Origin of the sequence: Nitrincola sp. A-D6 (assembly GCF_000764495.1) — a bacterium.
GTDB lineage: Bacteria > Pseudomonadota > Gammaproteobacteria > Pseudomonadales > Balneatricaceae > Nitrincola.
This window is the reverse complement of sequence record NZ_JRLB01000058.1, coordinates 13,610-30,643: the sequence shown is the minus strand read 5'-3', so window position 1 is coordinate 30,643 and position 17,034 is coordinate 13,610. Positions and strand designations below refer to the sequence as shown.

Here is a 17,034-nt window from a genome sequence, read left to right as displayed (position 1 = left end):
CCTCCGTATTACCGCGGCTGCTGGCACGGAGTTAGCCGGTGCTTCTTCTGTGGCTAACGTCAATGTATAACGGTATTAACGTTACACCCTTCCTCACCACTGAAAGTGCTTTACAACCCGAGGCCTTCTTCACACACGCGGCATGGCTGGATCAGGGTTGCCCCCATTGTCCAATATTCCCCACTGCTGCCTCCCGTAGGAGTCTGGGCCGTGTCTCAGTCCAGTGTGCTGATCATCCTCTCAGACCAGCTAAGGATCGTCGCTTGGTAGGCCTTTACCCTACCAACTAGCTAATCCTACGCAGGCTCATCTGATAGCGAAAGGTCCGAAGATCCCTTCTTTTCCCGTAAAGGCGTATGCGGTATTAGCGTCCGTTTCCGAACGTTATCCCCCACTACCAGGTAGATTCCCACGCGTTACTCACCCGTCCGCCGCTCTCAAAAGTAGCAAGCTACTTTCTACCGCTCGACTTGCATGTGTTAGGCCTGCCGCCAGCGTTCAATCTGAGCCATGATCAAACTCTTCAGTTTAAATTTTCGATAACTAACAGCCTAAACCGCTAACTATCTAAGTCATGCTCAAAAACGTACATCTAAATGAATTCACATATAGGTTGCTTGTTTTTGATTTAAGCTTTAATGCCTAACCTGAACAAGCGCCCACACGCATTACCTGATTAATTTGTTAAAGAGCGGCTTGAGCTGCCCGGTGTGTTGGGCTGTTGTCTCAAGCGAGGTGCGTATAATATAGACCTGATTATGGAGCGTCAACAGTCTTTTTTCGTTTTCGTTTAAAAAGTTTTTACCACACTTACAGATGGGCTTTCAGACGAGCTGAGGCATGTGTAGCACGCTGTACAACAGATGATCAGCGCAACAACCCACCCCCTCTTATTTCAGGTAGCGGGTTGACGCCAGTCTGACTACACTCGACATAATGAATAACTGCACTATTTAGACAGGTCTTTCATTTTACCAAGTGTTTCTTTTTACGAACCAGCCAGAGCACCGGACCAGAGAAGGCATAAACCACAAACAGCAACCAAAGAAACAAGGCTGGACTGATTGAAATAACTGCGATACCAAGCACGATGGCAGACAAAATCAGAAAAGGGACCTTATCCTTCAGATCGACATCCTTGAAACTGTAATAAAGAATATTACTCACCATCAGCACGCCAGCCAATGCCACATAGAGAGCAACAAGATAGGCTATATCCTCTGCTGCAAACTCAAATTTCGTGCACATCCAAATAAGACCTGCCACAGCCGCAGCGGCGGCCGGACTGGGAAGCCCGACAAAATAACGTTTATCAACCGAACCTATTTGTGTATTGAAACGCGCTAATCGCAATGCAGTACCCGCCACATACAAAAAAGCTGCAAACCAGCCCAGTTTCCCCAGATCATCCAGTGCCCAGGTAAAGGCGACTATGGCAGGCGCCACACCAAAAGACACCATATCGGCCAGGGAATCGTATTCGGCACCGAATGGACTTTGGGTATTGGTCATCCGTGCCACACGACCATCCAGTCCATCGAAGAGCATGGACACAAAAATAGCGATGGCCGCCGCTTCAAACTGCCCATTCATTGAAGCGATAACAGCATAAAAGCCTGAAAAAAGTGCACCCGTAGTAAATAAATTGGGTAACAGATAAACCCCTTTATGCGGTTTTACTCTATCAACCTCAGGCGTTCCAGCACTTTGCTCTTCTGATTCAGTGTCATGCGATTTTTTATCTATCATAAAATGCCAATTAATCAGTGAATGTAATAGCTATTCTACTTGAGAATAACGCCAGCGCCCAACTCATCGATGAAACAGCACCTCAAGCTTCCAACTTGCAGACTTACCCAACTGATCTTTTGTCTGTTCAAGCCATTGTTCAGCCTGCGTTCGGCCCAGCTCTCGCAGCGATTCCAGAAAGCGTTTTCGAGTATCAAACTTAGTTGCCGACTTCAGTGAAGCAAGGTGATCATCCGGCTCAATCAAGTGCAACCGCAGTTTGCGCCAGCGGGACTCTTCCTGTCCCACCAGCCAGGGTCTGCCAAGTAAATGCTCTCGACGCTGATTAATTTCAGCCAACTCACGCATAAAAGCAGTCTGAAACGACAACTCCGTCATACGCTCCGAAATTGCCTCCGCACTGGTTGGAAGGTCCTTGCGCTGCAAAGGCTGTAGTAGAACACACAAAAGATCATTGCTCTTGCAATCCGTAACCAGCGGTCTGACTACCGGGTTACCGGAAAACCCACCATCCCAATAGTGACAGCCATCAACTTCCACCGCTTTATGCAGCGTGGGCAGGCAGGCACTTGCCAGCAGATGCTCCACATCCAACTCGCTTTCACGAAACAAGCGCAATACCCCGGTTTCTACCTCAGTTGCGGCAATATAGAGCTTAATTTCAGATACCTGACGCAAGGCTTCAAAGTCAATCAACTCATTTAGTAATTGCTTTAGGGGATTATAGTCAAATGGATTGAGATCGTAGGGCGACAAATGGCGTGTCAGCCTGCGCCACCACTCACCCGATTCTTTGTGGGCAAACCCTTCAGGTAAAGCCAGTTTCTGCCAGAAGTGATCCAGCATCTCCCTGGCGCCATCCGCGCCATCGAGGCGCCACCCCTCTGCCAGCATAACGGCATTCATAGTACCTGCACTGGTGCCACTAATCGCTTCAGGTGTAATTCCGGCTTCCAACAATCTGTCCAGCACACCCCAGGTGAATGCACCGTGCGCACCACCACCCTGTAACGCAAGATTGAGTTTCATACCGGGCCCTCCTGTATCCATCCAGCAACTACTCTGATCATACCTGAGTTTTCACGCTGGGTACGAAACAAACAAGCCCGAAGCGGCGTACCGGTTCGGGCTTGTTTAGCTTGAATGGCCTAACGACCAGGCAAAACTCAGTTTTTAGACTTGTCTACCAGCTGGTTAGCTGTAATCCAAGGCATCATCTCGCGCAGCTTACCACCTACCTGCTCAATCTGGTGCGCGGCATTGTTACGACGACGCGCCGTCATTGAAGGATAGTTAGTGGCGCCTTCAGCAATGAACATCTTGGCGTACTCACCACTCTGGATACGCTTCAGTGCATTACGCATGGCTTCACGTGACTGTTCGTTGATAACTTCAGGACCCGTGACATACTCACCATATTCAGCATTATTGGAGATGGAGTAGTTCATATTAGCAATGCCGCCTTCGTACATCAGGTCAACAATCAGCTTCAGTTCATGCAGACATTCGAAGTAAGCCATTTCCGGTGCATAACCACCTTCCACCAGGTTTCAAAGCCCATTTTCACCAGCTCAACGCAACCACCACAAAGAACAGCCTGCTCACCGAACAGGTCAGTTTCAGTTTCATCTTTAAAGGTTGTTTCGATGATACCGGTGCGACCACCGCCTACACCAGAGGCATAAGACAGGGCAACATTTTTGGCATTACCTGAGGCATCCTGGAAAATAGCGATAAGATCAGGGATACCACCGCCCTTAACAAATTCAGAACGAACAGTATGACCCGGCGCTTTTGGCGCGATCATGATAACGTCCAGATCCTTACGTGGCTCAACCTGGTTATAGTGAATAGAGAAACCGTGAGCAAAAGCCAGGGTAGCGCCCTGTTTGATGTTTGGCTCGATCTCGGCTTTGTATAACTGACCCTGGAACTCGTCAGGTGTCAGAATCATAACCAGATCAGCTGATTTAACCGCATCAGCTACATCAGCCACTTTCAGGCCAGCGGCTTCAGCCTTGGCGCGTGAAGAAGAGCCAGCACGCAGACCTACAGTTACATCAACACCCGAGTCATTCAGGTTGCACGCATGTGCGTGACCCTGTGAACCGTAACCGATGATAGATACTTTTTTGCCACGAATGATCGACAGATCACAATCTTTATCATAATAAACTTGCATGCTACTTATCCTTTACTAGAGGTCAAAAGAGGTTACACCTGTTGTGCAATGGCGCTACTCTAAGGCATTCGCATCGTTGCGTAAAATGATATATTTGCAATATTATATTTCACAATTTGAAATACAACCCTGGATAATGATATTGGATAGTAAAAGCCTGCAGCATTTTCTGATGCTCGCCGATACACTGCACTTTAGCCGCGCCAGTGCTGCGTGTCATATCAGCCCTCGACGCTGAGCCGAACAATCAAACAACTTGAAGAGGAATTGGGCGTCACGCTGTTTATCCGTGATAACCGCTCGGTCAGCCTGACAGCGGAAGGTCGACGCCTGCAAACCTATGCACGTGAAACCTTATTACAGTGGCAAACCCTGCGAAGCACGCTGCAAGCTGACCAACAAGAACTGCAAGGCGAACTCAGCATGTACTGCTCGGTTACCGCCAGTTACAGTTTTCTCTATGAGATCCTCAGCCGCTTCCGTCAGGACTATCCACGCATTGAGATCAAATTGCATACCGGTGACCCGGCTGAAGCTATACAGCGTGTTCAGAACGGTACTGAAGATATAGCTATAGGCGCCCGCCCTGATCAATTACCACAGGATATCGCGTTTCGATCTATTACCCGCTCCCCTCTGGTCTTCATCATTCCGGCCGATCAACCGGAACTGCAACAACGCCTTAGTGGTACGGCCAGCAAAGCAAACTGGCAGGACGTGCCCATGATCCTGTCAGAAGCGGGGCTGGCGAGAAAACGCTCGGATCTTTGGTTTCGCTCACTTGGCATAAAACCGGTAATCTATGCACAGGTTGCAGGCAACGAAGCCATCGTCAGCATGGTCAGTTTGGGGTTTGGCGTGGGGCTGGTGCCGCAGATCGTGTTGGATAACAGCCCATTGGCATCCCGCGTCACCGCCCTTAAGGTAATCCCTGAACTCACGCCGTTTGAAGTAGGCATCTTTGCCCTGGAAAAGAAACTGCGTCATCCGCTGATTCATGCCTTCTGGACACAACTTGAAAACCGTCATCAGAAAGATTGAGAAAGCCTGCCTTAACCGTCATCATTAGCCCTTTATCGTTTAGGTAACGGACCACAAGCTCTATGACATTTGAAATGCTGTTTGTGTTCGGCCTGCTGGCCGCCACTGTTGTACTGTTCATTATCGACAAGTTGCGTATGGATGTGGTTGCACTCCTGGTTGTGGTCGTGCTGGCGGCATCCGGGATAATCACCCCGACGGAAGCCATTTCAGGCTTTGGCAACAGCGTTGTTATCATGATTGCCGGACTTTTCGTAGTTGGGGAAGGTTTGTTTCGCACCGGCATTGCCGCTGCGGCGGGTAACTGGCTACTAAAGGTAGGCGGTAGCAGTGAGGTCAGGCTGCTACTGTTTTTGTTGCCGGTTGTTGCGCTCCTATCAGCCTTTATGAGCTCCACTGGCGCAGTTGCCTTGCTGATTCCGGTGGTATTGAGTATGGCCAGAAAATCCGGCATGCAGCCTTCACGACTACTCATGCCACTGGCTTTTGCTGCGCTGATTGGCGGCATGCTCACCCTGATCGGTACCCCACCGAACATTATTGTCAGCGGTCAGATGCGTGAAACGGGTGAACCCTTTGGCTTTTTTGACTTTACCCCTATCGGCCTGGTGATGCTGATTGTAGGTTGCCTGTATCTGGTATTTGTCGGACGCTTTCTGTTACCCAAAAGCGAAGCGCGTGACCCTGAAGACAGCCACCCCACACTGAGTGAATTTGCAGAGCGTTATGGCATCCGCGACCAGTTGCACAAACTACTGATACAGCCTGACAGTCCACTCGCCGGTAAAACCCTGGCGGAGATGGGGCTGCGCACTGAATACGAAACCACCGTGTTTGCCATCCAACGCCGGGGCAGCAAATCCTCATCCATGATGCCAGCGCTTGCCGATACGCGAATGCAGCACCTGGATACCCTGATGGTATACGGCGCGGAAAATGCGGTAGAACGGCTCTGTCAGGCGCTGCAACTGAGACGCCNGGNTTTCCCGAACGCGATATTATGAAAGTACAGCAGCAGTTTGGATTTGCCGAAGTGCTTTTGCCTCCCAATTCCAGTCTGGTTAATCAATCGCTTAAAGATGGGCGTTTTCGTGAGCGTTTTAACCTGAGTGTTATCGGTGTGAGACGCAACCGTGAACCACTGACTACCGAGTTTGGCATCACCCCCCTTGCAGCGGGTGACACCTTGCTACTCACAGGCAGTTGGGAGTATATCCGCAAGTTGGAAAATCGCCGGGATCTGGTGGTTATAGAAACCCCTGCCGAAATGCATGAAATCGCCGCCAATGCCAGCAAAGCACCGATTGCGCTGGGCATCATGCTGGCGATGTTGGTGAGCATGACATTCGGATTACTGCCTAACCTGACAGCGGTACTGCTGGCTGCCCTGGCTATGGTTCTGACTGGCTGCATGAACATGAATGAGGCCTATCAATCCTTGAATGCCAAAAGTCTTGTTCTGATCGCTGGTATGCTCCCCCTGGCCCTGGCCATGGAAACCAGTGGTGCACTCAGCTACGTGGTCGGCAATCTGGTAGAAAACTTCGGCGATACCAGCCCACTCGTGCTTTGTACTGCTCTGTTTATACTGACATCCTGCCTTAGCCAGTTTATATCCAACACCGCCACCACCGTACTGGTTGCCCCCATTGCACTGACAACGTCGCAATTACTGGGACTCAATCCGGAACCCTTTATGATGACGGTGGCTATTGCGGCATCAACCGCCTTTGCCACCCCCATCGCCTCTCCGGTCAATACGCTGGTACTGGCACCCGGCAACTACCGTTTTGTCGATTTCGCCAAAGTCGGTATACCTCTACAGATACTGGCGCTTATCGTGACACTGGTAATGACGCCGTTACTCTTCCCGTTTTAATAACTGTCGGCCCACCCAGTGACTGGCAAACTGGTGGGCCACGCGACCATTTCTGACCCCACGCCCTTGTGCAAAACGCACAGCCTCCAAATCCAGTGGCTCATCCCAACTAACTGGCAAGTCATAGCTGGCCGCCAGCACCTGTGTCCAGTGCTGAGCCGCGCGTAAATAGGTGGGTTGATCAAAGGCATAAAATCCAACCCACTCGCCAAAGCGGTCCGACAGTGAAATTTTCTCTTCTATGGCATCACCGGGATGCAGCTCACCCTCCACCCACTTTGTCTGCAGGTTATCGGAAGCCGCTTCCGGCAGCAGATGGCGACGATTTGACGTTGCATAAAGCAATACATTATCCGGCGTGAGGGACAAGGCGCCATCCAGCGCACTTTTCAGTCGTTTGTAACTGACATCATCTTCCTCAAACGAAAGATCATCACAATAGATAATAAAGCGCCAGGGTTGACCGGCCAGTGAATCCAGAATTTGTGGCATCCGAATCAGATCTTCACGGTCGACCTGCAAGAGTCTCAAGCCTTTAGAGGCATAAGCAGCCAAGAGCGCCCGCACCAATGAAGATTTTCCCGTTCCTCGTGCACCCCACATCAACACATTATTAGCAGGCAAACCCTGCAAAAACTGCAGGGTATTAGTCACCACCCTATCCCGCTGGGACTCAATACCAACCAGGTCATCAAGCATTACCGGACTGCTCGAAGAGACCGGAGCCAAGTACCCACGTTCTTGCTCAACCCGCCAGACGGCCGCCAAGTGCTTTGACCAGTCCAGCGGCTCCACACTTGGGGGAAGGTGCGCTTCCAGTGCCTGTGCAATACGATTCAGGAGTTGATGTAGTGTTTTCATTGATATACCTACATAAAAAAGGCCAGTCGCGAACGAGTGGCCTTTAGAGTATAACCGATTAGATTAGCGCTATCAGATGGACAGAACTTTTTCACCACGTGCGATACCCGACACACCGGAGCGCACCACTTCCATGATGCTGGTATTGCCAAGCGAGGCAATAAACGCATCCAGCTTGTCACTCGAACCGACCAACTGCACTGTGTAAGTATTGGGGGTGATGTCGATAATCTGGCCACGAAAGATATCCGCGGTACGCTTGATCTCGGCACGCATCTGGCCGTTTGCCTTGAACTTGATCATCATCAGCTCACGCTCGATATGCTCACCTTCAGACAGGTCCACCACTTTGACCACATCAATCAACTTGTTTAGCTGTTTGGTAATCTGTTCGATGACACGATCATCACCGGTGGTCATCACCGTCATACGTGACAGGGTTTCATCGTCTGTCGGCGCGACAGTCAGTGATTCGATGTTGAAGTTACGCTGCGAGAACAGACCCACCACGCGAGACAGGGCACCCGGTTCGTTTTCCATCAGAACTGAAATTATATGTCTCATGATCAAGTCCTCTCCGTCTTGCTCAACCACATATCCCGCATGGAACCACGCGGCACCTGCATAGGATAAACATGCTCAAAGGGGTCTACCATGATGTCCATAAACACCAGTCGATCCTTCATAGCAAAGGCTTCACGCATAGCGGCTTCCAACTCGGAGTACTTGGTCACTTTCATACCGACATGGCCATAAGACTCAGCCAGCTTGACGAAATCAGGCAAAGAGTTCATATAAGACTGTGAGTGACGCGACTCATAGTTCATATCCTGCCATTGACGCACCATCCTAAGGACTGATTATTCAGGCAAATGATTTTGACCGGAATATCGTACTGCTGACAGGTCGACAGTTCCTGAATATTCATCTGGATACTGCCTTCACCCGTTACACAAGCCACTTCAGCTTCAGGGAAATTCAGTTTAACGCCCATGGCCGCAGGTAAACCAAAGCCCATGGTGCCAAGACCACCGGAATTGATCCAGCGATTCGGCTTGTTGTACTTGTAGTACTGGGCCGCAAACATCTGATGCTGGCCTACATCGGAACAGACGTAAGCATCACCCTGAGTGACTTTGCACAGCATTTCAATAACCTGCTGAGGCTTCATCATTTCAGAATCGTCGGTACGGTAGCGACCACCGTGACGGCCACGCCATTCGTCGATCTGCTTCCACCAGGATTCAATGGCATCAGCATCCGGACGTTTTTTGCTGTCTTTAACCAGCTGCACCATATCTTCCAATACCACTTTGGCTGGCCCGACAATCGGCACATCCGCCTGGATGGTCTTGGAAATAGAGGCTGGGTCTATATCAATATGCACAATACGTGCTGTTGGGCAGAACTTGTCCACACCGTTAGTAACACGATCATCAAAGCGCGCGCCAACGGCCAGGATCAAATCACTGTGATGCATGGCCATATTGGCTTCATAAGAGCCATGCATGCCCAACATGCCGACAAACTGGCGATCTGTTCCTGGAAAACCACCCAGCCCCATTAGTGTATTGGTAACTGGAAAGTTCAGCTGATGCGCTAACTCAATCAGTTCTGCACTGGCATCACCCATGATCACGCCACCGCCGCTATAAATCACCGGCCGCTTGGCTGCCAGCAACATATCCACGGCTTTACGTATCTGGCCCGAGTGCCCTTTGGTGACTGGGTTGTATGAACGCAGTTTAACCGACTTGGGATACTCGTATGGGAAACGCTCTGTCGGTGCGGTCATATCCTTGGGAATATCGATCACTACCGGACCCGGGCGCCCCGTCTGGGCAATATAAAAGGCTTTTTTGATAATCGACGGAATATCCTCGGCCCGCGTCACACTGAAATTGTGCTTCACGATAGGGCGAGAGATACCCAGCATGTCGGTTTCCTGAAACGCATCTTCCCCGATCAGGAAACTCATGACCTGACCGGTGATAACCACCATCGGAATGGAGTCCATATACGCGGTCGCAATACCGGTGACCGCATTGGTTGCTCCAGGACCCGACGTCACTAGTGCAACACCTGGCTTATTGGTGGCACGGGCATAGGCATCTGCCATATGGGTTGCAGCCTGCTCGTGGCGCACCAGGATATGTTCGACTTCATCCTGCTGAAACAATGCATCGTACACATGCAACAAGGCACCACCAGGATAGCCGTAGATGTACCGAACACCCTCGTCTCTGAGAGCGCGTACTACCATTTCTGCGCCTGAAAGTAATTCCACTCTATGTTCCTCTACTCAGCACCGATCTCATGTCGGCATTAAACAGCTAAAATTTCTGTATGCGGCGCTGACCAGAATAAAGGATCTCTCACTCTGTCAGACCTGTCTGAGATATAAGCTGGGTATTGCTTAAAATTGCCGGAATAAGCGGGGATTTCCTCATGCGACCCGACAACTATAGATTTTCGCGAATAAGCCGGCTATTTTGGCACCGAGTCAAGTCCGGTTCAACCATAAGAAGGGTATGTTTTGCGCTATATTGCAATAGAATATGACTAAAGGAGGATAGCTCAACCACCAATGGGCTCATTCCACCTGAAAATCAGCTGTTTTTTCCTGCTACAGAAACCGCTAAGCTGTATTCTATACAAGAGTCTTTTCAGTTGAGGAAGCCAAGATGAGTAACAACATTGCTGAGATTAAGAACAAAGAACGCGTGATTAACGAACTGATGCGTTTTATCAAAAAAGTGCTCGCCGATCCGCAGATCTGCGACAAGGCTATCGCCATCGCCCGTAAACACCAGGACCAGAAAGATGCTGACCACCTGATAGCTGAAGAGCTATCTTCTCTGACCAGCGTTAAAATTCCGATTGAATTCAGTGAAGCCGACAGGTTATTTCTGCATGTGCTGAAAGAGGTTGTCAAAGACGAGCAAGCGCTTTACTGATATACCCGGCACAAGTGAACAGGTGCCGGGTATATCAGCGACCGGCACTATTCTTCCACCAGCCAGCTTATCAATTGTCCCGCACCGGCATCCTGAGCCAGGCATTCAGCCAGCCAGGGCTCTGACTGCTGCAGAGTATCGGCCAGCGGCCAGGGTGGATTGATGATCAGCATTCCGCTGCCATACATTCCCTGATCACTTGCATTGCGCACTCTCAGTTCTGAGCGCAGGATATTACGAAGACCCGAACGGCGGATGCTTTCCAACATCATTTTCCAGCGCCCCGCTGGCAACAGCGGATACCAGACAGCAAAACAACCATTCGGCCATCGTTTCAAGGCTTTAGGTAAAAAAGCCGCTACCTGATCATATTCGCTTTTCACTTCATAGGATGGATCAATCAGCACTAATCCACGATTTGGTTTGGGTGGAAGTAGTGACAACACACCCTCATAACCATCGCGATGGTGTACAGCCACATCCGCACGATCACTGAAAGCCCGCTTTAACTGCTGCACTTCACCTGGGTGCAGCTCCATCAAATGCAGGCGATCGTCTGCACGGGCCATCCCTGCCGCCAACGCAGGTGAACCAGGGTAAAAAGTCAGGGTTCCTTCCGGGTTAACCGCACGTATCTGCTGCAGATAAGTCGCAACAGAGTCAGGCATATCTTGCTGTGCCCACAGCCGGACAATCCCCTCACGGTACTCTGCAGTTTTTTCAGATTGCTCTGAGCTGAGCGCGTAATGTGCTTTCCCCGCGTGGGTTTCCAAATAATTCCAGGGCTTATTCTTACGATTCAGCGCGGCCAACAGGCACACCAGCAGGTGGTGCTTATGTAAATCAGCAAAATTGCCGGCATGATAGCCGTGCAGGTAACTCAACATGGTTACACTTCTCTCGACATATAAGTGATATGGCCGCCGTACTGCGCCACCTTCGTCGCACTTAGGGGCAGAGCTATGGGTATAAAGCCCAGTCGCTGCCAATAACGCTCTGCGCCAGCCACAGCCGTGAGCGCTAATTTAGATAACTCAAGCTTGCCAGCCACAGCTGTCACCGCATCAAACAGGCGCTGTCCCAGGCCTTGGCCAGCCGCTGACGGTGCAATCGCCATATCATGCAGATACAAACAGTCAGCCTGGTCAGGCAGATTACAATTGGGCGCATCCAACGCGGGTACGACTCCTAATACCCAAGGTATTGCAATGACATACCCCAGCAAAACCTCACCCTGTTCAGCGACAAAACAACTTTGTGGTGACGCCTGCTGTTTAGCCCCGAGACTGGCTTGAGTTTCTGGCTCCAGCAAGCTGGTATAACAAGCACACTGAATCTGCCAGACCAAGGGTAAATCAGTGGATTGCATTAAACGAATTTCAATAGGCATGGCCGCATTGTAATCAGATAAAACCTAAAAGTAACGTTGATAGAACCTCTACTGCTGCCTGGATCAGGCTATCTATACAGGATCTATTAACACAGATCTTGTACACTGGTGATAAAAGCATCAGCGGACACACACATCATGGCCAACGTTTCCAGCTACCTGAATAGCCTGGCTAATCATCTTTGGGCACTAGCACCCGGCAGCAGAACAGTGCCAGACACCCAAGTAAAATTGATTGCACATCGTGGCGTCCACGGAAGCGGCATAAAGGAAAACACCCTGGAGGCTTTTGACTTAGGTTTGCAGCAGGGTATCTGGGGCATAGAAATGGACATTCAATTGACCCGTGATGCTGAACCGGTCATTCACCATGACCCAGGCTGCGGCCGCCTGTTTAATCGACCGGATCTGGTAATTGCAGACACAACGTTCAGCACCTTGCGCCAAGCCATACCAGACATCCCGCATCTGGATGAAGTGGTCACACGCTATGGTGGACAGTTACATCTGATGCTGGAAATAAAGAATTCCTGGCGTGATCGAGCAGAGTTACCGGCTCGCATTACCGAAGCACTCAGGCCACTAACAGCCGTTGATGATTATCACCTCTTGTCTCTGGTTCCCGATTACCTGGAAGGTTTCTTACAGATTCCTCCTGCGGCCTATGTCGATGTTGCCGAAATGAATACCCGTGAAATCATCAAGCAAAACCTTGCACTGGGCCACGGCGCCGTAGCCGGCTCCTTCGCCCTGCTCACAACAGCCAATCTGCGTCAGCTTCAGCAGGCAGGTAAACAGGTGGGAACCGGCATGGTTGAAAAGCGCGCCATCGTAAATCGAGAAGTCTACCGCGGTGTCGACTGGATCTTTACTGACCAAATTCTGAGTCTGCTAACCCATACAGACAAACACAACTAATCACCGGCATCCCTATCCTGCCAGGCATCGGCGGCCTGCTCACCACGCTGCTCATTCATTGGCAATACAGTCACGATAGCCAAGCAAATAACAATACACAGAAAAGTATCGCATCAGCCAGACCAAACACCCACTGAATCAGCCCCAACCCCAGAATCCCGAAAACCGCCGCCAGCTTGGCAGACATACCCCAGAAACCAAAGAACTCCGCCGACTTACCCCGAGGTGTCAGTATACCCACCAGCGCACGCCCCGCCGACTGTGACGAACCCAAGCTCAAACCGGCTAACACGCCAGCAAACAAAAACACATACTGTGCCTGCCAACTGACCCCCAACAACTGCTGCATTACCGCCGTGAGGGCAGGAGTTTGCCAAATCGCCAATATCGCCAGCAGCCATAACAACAAGGTAATAATATAGGTGGTACGCGCGCCGATATGACTCTGTATAAAACCAAACCCTATAGCACCAATTGCCGCTGTAATTTGTACTGTCACAAACATCAACACCCTGACCTCTTCATCCCAGCCGATCACCTGAGATCCGTAAATGAATGAGAAGGCGATGATGATGTAAATACCGGCCATAGCGAAAAATACCGAAATCAGCAGAGAACGTAAATCCCTGAAATAATGCATCTCACTCCAGGTTATCTGGAGTCGTTGCACACCAGCACTGAACAGGTTCTGCCCCTGAGGTAAGGTTTGTTTACAGCCACGCTCCCGTAACCAGATAAAGGTCGGAATTGCCGTAATCAGGAAGAAAACACCAGCAAAAGGCCCTACCCAACGAATAGTAGCGTAGTTTTCTGCCGTCACAGCTCCCAGAAAATAGAGTGTAAAGGCTGTCGCAATCAATCCGCCGATATAGCCCAATCCCCATCCCAGGCCTGAGATCCACCCCAGCGACTTGCGCGGTCCAAGATCAGGCAAGAAACTGGCAATAAAACCTTCACCCAAGGCATAGGCAAAATTAGACAGTATGATCAACAGCATAGCGGGGATAAGCCAGCCAGGCTCCACGAAATACAGCAGCACGGTGGTGACAACAGTCAGCAAATAACTAAAGAACAGATAGCGTTTTCGATGACAGGCATAATCCATCATCGCGCCACATATCGGATTAGCAACCACCACCATAAGATAACTAACCGCCAGCGCCACGCTCCAGAGCAGGTTACCCAGACGATAATCCGGTGCATCCCCCACAATGACTCGAGTAAACAGATCACCATAGATCACCGTGATAATCAGTAGCGTGTAACCCTGATTAGCAAAATCAAACATGGCCCAGCCAAATATTTCACGCTTGGCGGCAAGCTGGATAGGGGCTTCAGTATTACGCATGGTTACACCAGCACTCAGGTAACTGCCATTGTGTTTTCCAGACTGGAATAGCGTCAGCAGGCATGGGTCGTGCAATAAAGTACCCCTGCGCCAATTCACAGCCCAACGCCAGTAAACGTTCACCCTGAAGCAGGGTTTCCACACCTTCAGCCACCGGTGTACGCCGAAACGCTCTGGCCAGACCCAGAATACCTTCCAGCATGGCATGGTCGTCCGGGTCCTCCAGCATGTCGCGGACAAAACTGCGGTCTATTTTAAGCGTCTGTACAGGCAAGCGTTTCAGATAGGTTAAAGATGAATAGCCAGTACCAAAATCATCCAGTGCAAAAGTAACGCCCAATGCCAGGCACTCCTCCATAATCATAAATACCCGCTCCAGGTCAAACAGGGCACTACTCTCCAGTATCTCAATTTCTAAACGTTGGGGAGAAACATCCGGGTGACGTTGTATAGCTGATTGAAGTCGTTGCACAAATGCTGGATGCTGCAACTGATGCGCACCCACATTGACGCTCACCGACCAGTCCTTATCCTGCCATTGCTCAAGTTGTGCCAAGGCGGTTTCAATCACCCAATTACCCAGCGCAATTTCCAGCGAATGGCCTTCGATCAGTGGCAAAAACTCGACCGGGGGTAACACCCCCCGATCCGGATGCTGCCAGCGCAACAATGCCTCCATCCCGATGAAGTGTCCAGTGCGCATGTTCACCTTGGGCTGATAATACAACACAAACTCTTCAGACCCGAGCGCCTCAGTTAAGCGGGCCATGTGTTCATGATGCCCACGCACAGCATTATCGCGATCCAGGTCAAAGTGATGAATACGGTTTTTACCCGACAGTTTGGCCTGATACATGGCCTGATCTGCCTGTCGCAGAAGTTGATCTGCACCAATGCTTGCCTCTTGTGGATAAGAAGTCACACCTAGACTGGCAGACACCTTCAGCACATAGCCACCATCAATAACCTCACGTGCAGCAGCTTCCAGTAAGCGTATCAGCACCGGGGTACAAGACTCAGTATCAGGATTATCCACCAGCACAGCGACAAACTCATCACCCCCTATGCGCGCCAGAGTATCACTGTCACGCAAGGTATCGCGCATGCGCTCTGTAACCACCACCAGCAAGCGATCTCCGGCATCATGACCGTAGCGATCATTGATCGCTTTAAAACCATCCAGATCCAGATAGGCAATCACCAGTTGAGTGCCACGACGCAGCGTCTGAGACATTGCCTGCTGCATCCGATCCGCCAGCAACACGCGGTTTGGCAAGCCTGTCAAGGGATCATAGTGAGCAATGCGCTCCAGTGCCTGTTGTTGGCGCTTCTGTACACTTATGTCACGTACAGTACCCTGAATCATTAACTCTCCGGCTAATTGAATGCGCGTTAACAGCACCGTAGAGGGGATTTCGCGTCCATCCAGGCGTCGATGCAACCACTCACCATAATAAACCCCATCTTGCAGCGCACACTGCAACATATCCATCGCCATACTGGCCGATTCGCGCCCATCCGCTTGTAGAGCCGGAGAGAGGTCTAACGGTGTCAGAGACTGCAGTTCAGCAAACTGCTTCGCACCAAAAAGTTCAACCATGGCAGGATTCCCCGCCCGAAAAGTCCAGTCTGGTGGTGCTATGATCATCATGGCATCACGCGATTGCTCAAAGATCACCCGATAGCGCTCTTCACTATCACGCAGTGACTGCTCCAGATCCTTCTGATCAGTGATATCCAGCGCAATTTCCAAGCGGACATAACGTCCATCATCCCAGGGAATCGCTTGATCATGCAGCTGGAACCAACGTTGAAGCTGATCGTTATAATGCTCCCAGACCACTGGCTCGCCAGGCTTTCCATCAGCCCGAAGCAATCGGTCATTGGTGCAAAAATCACAAGGAGCAGAACGCCCCTGAATCGCCTGCCAACAAATCCGGCCAGCCACATCACCCAGTAGTTGACGGGCATACGCATTGATAAACAGCACTTCATAGCTGTGCATATCAGCAACATACACAGCAGCATGGGTACCATCGAGAATATTCAACAAGCGTTGATGTGAAATAGCCAATGCTTCTGACTTGGCTTGCAAAGCATCAGCAACGGCTTGGCGCTGATCCGACACTTCCCTCCCCAAGCGTAGCGTATTGCGTGAATGTGCCGTATAGATGGAGCGGATAATGTCTATCAGTACGTCGGATGCATCCTGCATCGAAGATTTAGCCGCAGCAAAGGCCTCATCAGTTGTCAATCCCTGCAGCTTTCCCTTCACCACAGAAGCCAGATAATGATCAGATTCGAGAATGTGGGAAACCAGCCAGCTTACCAGGAAAGTCAGGGTTTTCTCGGCAACTTCATCTGCCTGTTTTTCTGGCAAGGTTGTCCGTAGCCTATCCAATTGTGAGATAAAGGCTTGATGGCCGGCCCGATGGTATATTCTGACGCTTCATCAGCAAGATACTGCTGCCAGATCGCTTCTTCAGCTTCAAAGTGATAAATGGAATAAGCAGACAATTCATCAAACACAGCCTCCAGTGCCAATGCATCAATGTCGGCACGTGCCATAAACTGCGCAGCCAAACGATTGAGAATCCCCACCAACTGCTGATGTTGATCATCCAGCTCTGCGATTCCGGTATCAAAATTCTGATTCCAGGGAAAAATATCAATCTGCATCAAGCGCTCACCCCGCTCCCCTTGCATGAT

13 protein-coding genes, 1 rRNA gene and 3 pseudogenes are annotated in these 17,034 nt (G+C 50.5%); 5 read left to right on the top strand and 12 right to left on the bottom strand.

Going from position 1 to position 17,034, the window contains the following annotated elements; translation table 11 throughout:
• From LH51_RS10640 to ilvC, 4 genes and pseudogenes are all read right to left on the bottom strand, one after another.
• Window positions 1-530: ribosomal RNA gene (locus LH51_RS10640) — 16S ribosomal RNA — on the bottom strand; the annotation flags it as partial.
• Window positions 531-966: 436 nt separating this feature from the next.
• Window positions 967-1,749: a CDP-diacylglycerol--serine O-phosphatidyltransferase gene (gene pssA, locus LH51_RS10635; RefSeq protein WP_036522139.1), complete on the bottom strand. Its 783-nt coding sequence runs from the start codon at window positions 1,747-1,749 to the stop codon at window positions 967-969.
• A 63-nt stretch (window positions 1,750-1,812) separates the two neighbouring features.
• The gene (locus tag LH51_RS10630; protein WP_052063666.1) at window positions 1,813-2,778 is read right to left on the bottom strand and encodes a patatin-like phospholipase family protein; all 966 of its coding nucleotides are present in this window, start codon (window positions 2,776-2,778) and stop codon (window positions 1,813-1,815) included.
• 137 nt (window positions 2,779-2,915) lie between these two features.
• A pseudogene (gene ilvC / locus LH51_RS10625) lies at window positions 2,916-3,931 on the bottom strand (ketol-acid reductoisomerase).
• 142 nt (window positions 3,932-4,073) lie between these two features.
• Between ilvC and ilvY the strand changes: the two are divergent.
• The 3 genes and pseudogenes from ilvY (at window position 4,074) to LH51_RS22620 (ending at window position 6,851) form a co-directional block, all read left to right on the top strand.
• Window positions 4,074-4,972, top strand: a pseudogene (gene ilvY / locus LH51_RS10620) (HTH-type transcriptional activator IlvY).
• Between the two features lie 62 nt (window positions 4,973-5,034).
• Window positions 5,035-5,976, top strand: coding sequence for an SLC13 family permease (locus LH51_RS22625; RefSeq protein WP_235263667.1), 942 nt, complete (start codon window positions 5,035-5,037; stop codon window positions 5,974-5,976).
• Entirely contained in the window at window positions 5,973-6,851 is an 879-nt protein-coding gene (locus tag LH51_RS22620) for an SLC13 family permease (RefSeq protein WP_235263666.1), read from the top strand. The genes LH51_RS22625 and LH51_RS22620 overlap by 4 nt, the downstream gene beginning before the upstream one ends.
• Here the strand turns inward: LH51_RS22620 and LH51_RS10610 are convergent.
• From LH51_RS10610 to LH51_RS10600, 3 genes and pseudogenes are all read right to left on the bottom strand, one after another.
• The gene (locus LH51_RS10610) at window positions 6,834-7,712 is read right to left on the bottom strand and encodes an ATP-binding protein (RefSeq protein ID WP_036522137.1); all 879 of its coding nucleotides are present in this window, start codon (window positions 7,710-7,712) and stop codon (window positions 6,834-6,836) included. The genes LH51_RS22620 and LH51_RS10610 overlap by 18 nt on opposite strands.
• A gap of 72 nt (window positions 7,713-7,784) precedes the next feature.
• On the bottom strand, window positions 7,785-8,276 hold the full coding sequence (gene ilvN / locus LH51_RS10605) for an acetolactate synthase small subunit (protein WP_036522135.1): 492 nt from the start codon (window positions 8,274-8,276) through the stop codon (window positions 7,785-7,787).
• A 2-nt stretch (window positions 8,277-8,278) separates the two neighbouring features.
• Window positions 8,279-9,999 (bottom strand): annotated as a pseudogene (locus LH51_RS10600) (acetolactate synthase 3 large subunit).
• 397 nt (window positions 10,000-10,396) lie between these two features.
• Between LH51_RS10600 and LH51_RS10595 the strand changes: the two are divergent.
• On the top strand, window positions 10,397-10,669 hold the full coding sequence (locus tag LH51_RS10595) for a hypothetical protein (protein ID WP_036522133.1): 273 nt from the start codon (window positions 10,397-10,399) through the stop codon (window positions 10,667-10,669).
• A 47-nt stretch (window positions 10,670-10,716) separates the two neighbouring features.
• On the opposite strand, the gene LH51_RS10590 is transcribed toward LH51_RS10595, so the two are convergent.
• Together LH51_RS10590 and LH51_RS10585 are read right to left on the bottom strand one after the other, a co-directional pair.
• Window positions 10,717-11,556: a 23S rRNA (adenine(2030)-N(6))-methyltransferase RlmJ gene (locus LH51_RS10590; protein ID WP_036522132.1), complete on the bottom strand. Its 840-nt coding sequence runs from the start codon at window positions 11,554-11,556 to the stop codon at window positions 10,717-10,719.
• A 2-nt stretch (window positions 11,557-11,558) separates the two neighbouring features.
• Window positions 11,559-12,059, bottom strand: a complete 501-nt coding sequence (locus tag LH51_RS10585) for a GNAT family N-acetyltransferase (RefSeq protein WP_052063665.1) — start codon at window positions 12,057-12,059, stop codon at window positions 11,559-11,561.
• Window positions 12,060-12,197: 138 nt separating this feature from the next.
• On the opposite strand from LH51_RS10585, the gene LH51_RS10580 reads away from it, so the two are divergent.
• Window positions 12,198-12,977: a glycerophosphodiester phosphodiesterase gene (locus LH51_RS10580; protein WP_144244248.1), complete on the top strand. Its 780-nt coding sequence runs from the start codon at window positions 12,198-12,200 to the stop codon at window positions 12,975-12,977.
• Window positions 12,978-13,047: 70 nt separating this feature from the next.
• Here the strand turns inward: LH51_RS10580 and LH51_RS10575 are convergent, their stop codons facing one another.
• The 3 genes from LH51_RS10575 to LH51_RS10565 are packed head-to-tail and all read right to left on the bottom strand — an operon-like array spanning window position 13,048 to window position 17,031.
• Window positions 13,048-14,325, bottom strand: a complete 1,278-nt coding sequence (locus LH51_RS10575; protein ID WP_327124787.1) for an MFS transporter — start codon at window positions 14,323-14,325, stop codon at window positions 13,048-13,050.
• Window positions 14,318-16,705, bottom strand: coding sequence for an EAL domain-containing protein (locus LH51_RS19210; protein ID WP_052063663.1), 2,388 nt, complete (start codon window positions 16,703-16,705; stop codon window positions 14,318-14,320). The genes LH51_RS10575 and LH51_RS19210 overlap by 8 nt, the downstream gene beginning before the upstream one ends.
• Window positions 16,663-17,031, bottom strand: coding sequence for a bacteriohemerythrin (locus LH51_RS10565; RefSeq protein WP_036522131.1), 369 nt, complete (start codon window positions 17,029-17,031; stop codon window positions 16,663-16,665). The genes LH51_RS19210 and LH51_RS10565 overlap by 43 nt, the downstream gene beginning before the upstream one ends.
• Window positions 17,032-17,034: the final 3 nt, after the last annotated feature.

Coding starts and splice junctions, on each gene's coding strand:
- ilvN (WP_036522135.1), bottom strand. CDS start 8,276: ATGAGACATATAATTTCAGTTCTGATGGAAAACGAACCGGGTGCCCTG.
- LH51_RS10585 (WP_052063665.1), bottom strand. CDS start 12,059: ATGCCTATTGAAATTCGTTTAATGCAATCCACTGATTTACCCTTGGTC.
- LH51_RS10630 (WP_052063666.1), bottom strand. CDS start 2,778: ATGAAACTCAATCTTGCGTTACAGGGTGGTGGTGCGCACGGTGCATTC.
- LH51_RS10595 (WP_036522133.1), top strand. CDS start 10,397: ATGAGTAACAACATTGCTGAGATTAAGAACAAAGAACGCGTGATTAAC.
- LH51_RS22620 (WP_235263666.1), top strand. CDS start 5,973: ATGAAAGTACAGCAGCAGTTTGGATTTGCCGAAGTGCTTTTGCCTCCC.
- LH51_RS10565 (WP_036522131.1), bottom strand. CDS start 17,031: ATGCAAGGGGAGCGGGGTGAGCGCTTGATGCAGATTGATATTTTTCCC.
- LH51_RS10580 (WP_144244248.1), top strand. CDS start 12,198: ATGGCCAACGTTTCCAGCTACCTGAATAGCCTGGCTAATCATCTTTGG.
- LH51_RS10590 (WP_036522132.1), bottom strand. CDS start 11,556: ATGTTGAGTTACCTGCACGGCTATCATGCCGGCAATTTTGCTGATTTA.
- LH51_RS10575 (WP_327124787.1), bottom strand. CDS start 14,325: ATGCGTAATACTGAAGCCCCTATCCAGCTTGCCGCCAAGCGTGAAATA.
- pssA (WP_036522139.1), bottom strand. CDS start 1,749: ATGATAGATAAAAAATCGCATGACACTGAATCAGAAGAGCAAAGTGCT.
- LH51_RS10610 (WP_036522137.1), bottom strand. CDS start 7,712: ATGAAAACACTACATCAACTCCTGAATCGTATTGCACAGGCACTGGAA.